Here is a 4,867-nt window from a genome sequence, read left to right as displayed (position 1 = left end):
CGTGCGCCGCACCCGGGCGGCGTGTGTGCGCATTGTGTGCGCATTCGGCAATTTTGTGCAAAGAACAATCATGAATGGGGTGTCCTCTCCGGGCGCCTGGGAGCCGCACGCAGCGGCCGTCCCAGGCACCTCGCTGGCTGCGCCACACTCACAGCGTGTGAAAGGCTGCCATGTACCAGCCGTCGATCGGCCTCCTGGACACCTTCTACACCACCCTTCGCGCCGGCTGCGCTCGCCTCTCCGACGGCGGGGGACCGTTCGGCTTCGACATCACCACCGCGCTGCAGGTCGACTACCTGATCGACGCCTATGGATGTGACGGCATCATCAAGACTGGCTGCTTCCTCGGCGACACCACCGACTACCTCGCCCGGCTCTACCCCACTCTGCCGATCATCACCTGCGACGTCGTCGAGGAGCACGCCGCATTCGCCCGCACCCGGCTACGCGACCGGCCGAACACCACCGTGGTGACCGGCGACTCCGCGGCTGTGCTGGCGTCGCTCACCGGCCGGTTCGATCGGCCGCTGGTCTACCTCGATGCCCACTGGTACGACCGCTGGCCACTGGCCGACGAGTTGGCCGCGGTCCAGGCCGGGATCGTCGCTGTTGACGACGTCGACCTCAGCCATCCCCGGTTCGGCTACGACTCCTACGACGGGCAGCCGCTCAACGTCGCCCGGCTGGGCGGCCTCGTCGACCTGGAGACGCTGTACCTGGGCGACCCGTTCATCGCCTACCCGTACCCCTGCCTGCAAGTCGGCCGCCGCTCCGGCACGGCGTATCTACCGTTGGGCCTCGGCGCTCACCCGCTGGCAGCGGGGGGGCATGTTCCAGCCGGTGCCACTGCGGCCTGCTCCGACGCTGCCGACCTGGCCGGACGGACCACACGCACCTGCCCAGGTGTCACAGGTCGCCTCGTAGCCACGCCTGATAGTCGGCTTCCCACGCCTGGAGGTCGACGGCCGGCACGGCCAGCGTTGCCACCCAGCGTGTCAGCAGCGCGGCGGACTATCCGTCGAGCACAGCACCACCTCGGCAGGCTGTCTCGCCTCCGGCGACGGGTCGCTCATACGGTGACCGCTCGGGCACCCAGCAGGGCCTTGAGATCCCCGAGCAGCGAACTACTCGCCTGCACCTGGAGTTCGAGCAGGAACAGATGCGTGTTCTGCGGGCCTTCGAGCCGCAGGTGCACCGGAGTTGTCCCGGGATGAGTCGTCAGGACGAGTTTGAGGTCATCGACCAGCGGTGGTGTGATCTTGTGTGACGGCAGAGTGATGACGACAGGCGGCCCGTTCACGTGCGTCGCGACATCGACCACCGTCAGGTCCTGGGCGAACAGCGAGACCGACCCCTCCCGCTCGTTGATCCTGCCCCGCACCGAGATGACCGCGTCGGTCACGAGCGCGTACGAATGGACCTCGTAGGACTGGGGGAAGAACAGCACCTCGACGGAGGCGTCGAGATCCTCGACGGTCACGATCGCCCACGCCTTGGCGGTGTTCTTGTTGATCCGCTTGTCGATCTTGCTGATGATACCGGCGATCTGTACGGTCGTCCCGTCGTTGGCCTCGGCGAGGTCGACGATCCGGGTGTCGCGGTGGCGATCCAGCGCCCGCTCGGCGCCTTCGAGCGGATGCGAGGACACGTACAGGCCGAGCATGTCGCGTTCCTGAGCCAGCAGCTCCTTCTTCGGCCATTCGGGGCCGGACAGGTCCAGGTCGAGTCCTAGCCCCGGGCTCTCCTCCTCCTCGCCGGCGCCCCCGTCGCCGAACAGGTCGAACTGGCCGATGGCCTCGGCCCGCTTCGTGATGATCACCGCGTCGATCGCGTTCTCGTGCACGTTGACCAGCACCCGGCGGTGATGGCCCAGCGAGTCGAACGCCCCGGCCTTGATCAGCGAGTCGATGGTGCGCTTGTTGCACACCCCGATGTCGACCTTCTGCAGGAAGTCGGCGAACGACTCATACGCGCCCTTCCTCCGCCGGGCCGCGACTATCGAGGCGACGACGTTCTCCCCCACATTACGGACGGCCCCCAGGCCGAAACGGATCGAGTCACCGACCGCACCGAACCGCAGATCCGACTCGTTGACGTCGGGGGGCAGGACCTGGATACCCATCCGGCGGGTCTCGGCCAGGTACACCGCCATCTTGTCCTTGTCGTCACCGACGGACGTCAGCAGCGCCGCCATGAACTCGGCCGGGTAGTTGGCTTTGAGGTAGGCCGTCCAGAACGACACGACACCGTACCCGGCGGTGTGGGACTTGTTGAACCCGTAGCCAGAGAACGGGACGAGCACGTCCCACAGCGCCTGGACCGCCGCGTCGGTATAGCCCTTCTCCCTCATCCCGGCGGAGAAGCGAGCGAACTCCTTGTCCAGGATCTCCTTCTTCTTCTTGCCCATCGCGCGGCGCAACAGGTCGGCGCCGCCGAGGCTGTAGCCGGCCAGCTCCCGGGCGATGGCCATGACCTGCTCCTGGTAGACCACCAGGTGGTAGGTCTCGCCGAGGATGGGCTCCAGCGCCTCGGCGAGCTCGGGGTGGATCGGGAGGATCTCCTTGCGGCCGTTCTTGCGGTCGGCGTACTCGATGTGGCTGTTGGCCGCCATCGGGCCGGGCCGGTAGAGCGCGAGCACGGCGGCGATGTCGCCGAACTTCGTCGGTGCCATCAGGCGCAGCAGGTTACGCATCGGTCCGCCGTCGAGCTGGAACACCCCGAGCGTGTCGCCGCGGGCGAGCAACTCGAAGGCCTTGGCGTCCTCCAAGGGGAGGGTGGACAGGTCGATGTCGACGTTGCGGTTACGCTTGACGGCCTCGATCGCGTCACCGATGACGGTGAGGTTCCGCAGCCCGAGGCAGTCCATCTTGAGCAGGCCCATCTCCTCGCACTGAGGAAACGGGAACCCGGTGATGATCGCGCCGTCATTGTCGCGGCGATGGATCGGCAGGACATCCAGCAGCGGCTCCGAGCACAGGATGACCCCGGCGGCGTGGACACCAGTGCCGCGGGTGAGCCCCTCCAGCCCCCGCGCGGTGTCGATGACCTTCCGAACCTTGGTGTCGGTCTCGTACTGGGCCCGGACCTCGGCGGCCTCACCGTACCGCTCATGGTTCGGGTCGAAGATCCCGGCCAGCGGGATGCCCTGGCCCATCACATCCGGCGGCATCGCCTTTGAGATCTTGTCGCCGAGGGCGTAGTCGTAACCCAGCACCCGGCACGAGTCCTTGATCGCGGCCTTGGCCTTGATGGTGCCGAAGGTGTTGATCTGCGCGACGCGGTCCTCGCCGTACTGCTCGGTGATGTAGCGGATCACCTCACCGCGTCGACGTTCGTCGAAGTCCAGGTCGATATCCGGCGGGCTGATCCGCTCCGGGTTGAGGAACCGCTCGAAGATCAGCGCGTGCTCGATCGGGTTCAGCTCGGTGATACCCAGGATGTAGGCGATCATCGACCCGGTCGCCGATCCACGCCCCGGACCCAGCCCGATGCCCCGATCTCTCGCGAACTTGCAGATGTCGGCGACGACCAGGAAGTAAGCCGGGAAACCCATCTTGTCGATCACGCCGACCTCGTAGTCGACGCGCTCGACCACATCGGCGGGCACGCCCGCAGGGAAGCGCCACGTCAGTCCGCGGTCGATTTCCTTGCGCAGCCAGGACAGCTGCGTCTCACCCTCGGGTACCGGGTACCGCGGCATCCGGTCCACAAACTTGAAAACATCGTCGTAGGACTCGACGCGCTCGGCGATAAGCAGAGAGCTGTCGCAGGCCCCGGGGACCTCACTGTCCCACAGGTTGCGCATTTCCTCCGGCGACTTGAGGTAATATCCCGATCCGTCGAATTTGAAACGGGTCGGATCGTCGAGTCTTTTACCGGTGCCGACGCACAGCAGCACCTCATGGCTGCCCGCCTGATCCTCGGTCACATAGTGCGAGTCGTTCGTGGCCAACGGGCGAAGCCCCAGCTTGTCGCCGATGTCGAGCAGACCCTGGCGGACACTGCGCTCGATCGGCAAACCGTGATCCATCAACTCCAGGAAGAAGTTGTCCGCGCCGAAGACCTCCTGGTAGGTGGCCGCCGCGGCGAGCGCCTTGTCGAACTGGCCCAGACGCAGCCGGGTCTGCACCTCACCCGACGGGCAGCCCGTCGTCGCGATGATCCCTTCCGAGTACTGGGAGACCAGCTCATGGTCCATCCGCGGCTTGCGGTAGTAGCCCTCGATCGACGCGATCGACGACAGCCGGAACAGGTTGCGCAGCCCGGCCCCGTTGGCCGCGAGCATCGTCATGTGGGTGTAGGCGCCACCACCGGACACGTCACCACCCTCACCCGCAGGGTCAACGTCGCGCTGCGAACGCTCACCCCACAGGACAGGCCGCTTGTGATGGCGCGACTCGGGCGCCAGGTACGCCTCAATCCCGATGATCGGCTTGACACCCGCGGACTTCGCACCCTGATAAAATTCGTAGGCACCGAACATGTTACCGTGGTCGGTCATCCCGACGGCCGGCATCCCCAGCTTCGCCGCTTCCTTGAAAAGCAAGCCCGTTTTCGCCGCACCGTCCAGCATCGAATACTCAGTGTGCACGTGGAGGTGAACAAAAGAATCCGCCGGCATCCCAGTCCCCTCTCGCCCGCAACGGCCCGCCGGTCGGAGTCTAGCCCCGCCACTCAGAGCCACCAGAGAGGCACGCGGCACAACAGCCCCTAAGTGTGTTGATCCCTCAAAGATAATTCGTTGAGATCAACGGCGGATTCGTCAGCACTCCCGAGGAAGCAGCGACGCGATCAGGCAAGCTCTGCGCCGTGACCAACCACGTGCCGCGCGAGCGCGCCTCCTCGCTGTCCGCTGGTACCTGCGATA

General features: G+C 66.0%; 1 protein-coding gene. It reads right to left on the bottom strand.

Going from position 1 to position 4,867, the window contains the following annotated elements; genetic code table 11:
• Nucleotides 1–1,069 precede the first annotated feature (1,069 nt).
• Nucleotides 1,070–4,621: a DNA polymerase III subunit alpha gene (gene dnaE / locus AC08OV_RS23460; RefSeq protein ID WP_476614261.1), complete on the bottom strand. Its 3,552-nt coding sequence runs from the start codon at nucleotides 4,619–4,621 to the stop codon at nucleotides 1,070–1,072.
• Between the last annotated feature and the right edge of the window lie 246 nt (nucleotides 4,622–4,867).

It is taken from the genome of Frankia sp. CeTa3Moorea, from assembly GCF_978021225.1.
The sequence above is the reverse complement of the archived record's forward strand: the minus strand, read 5'-3'. Positions and strand labels throughout refer to the sequence as shown.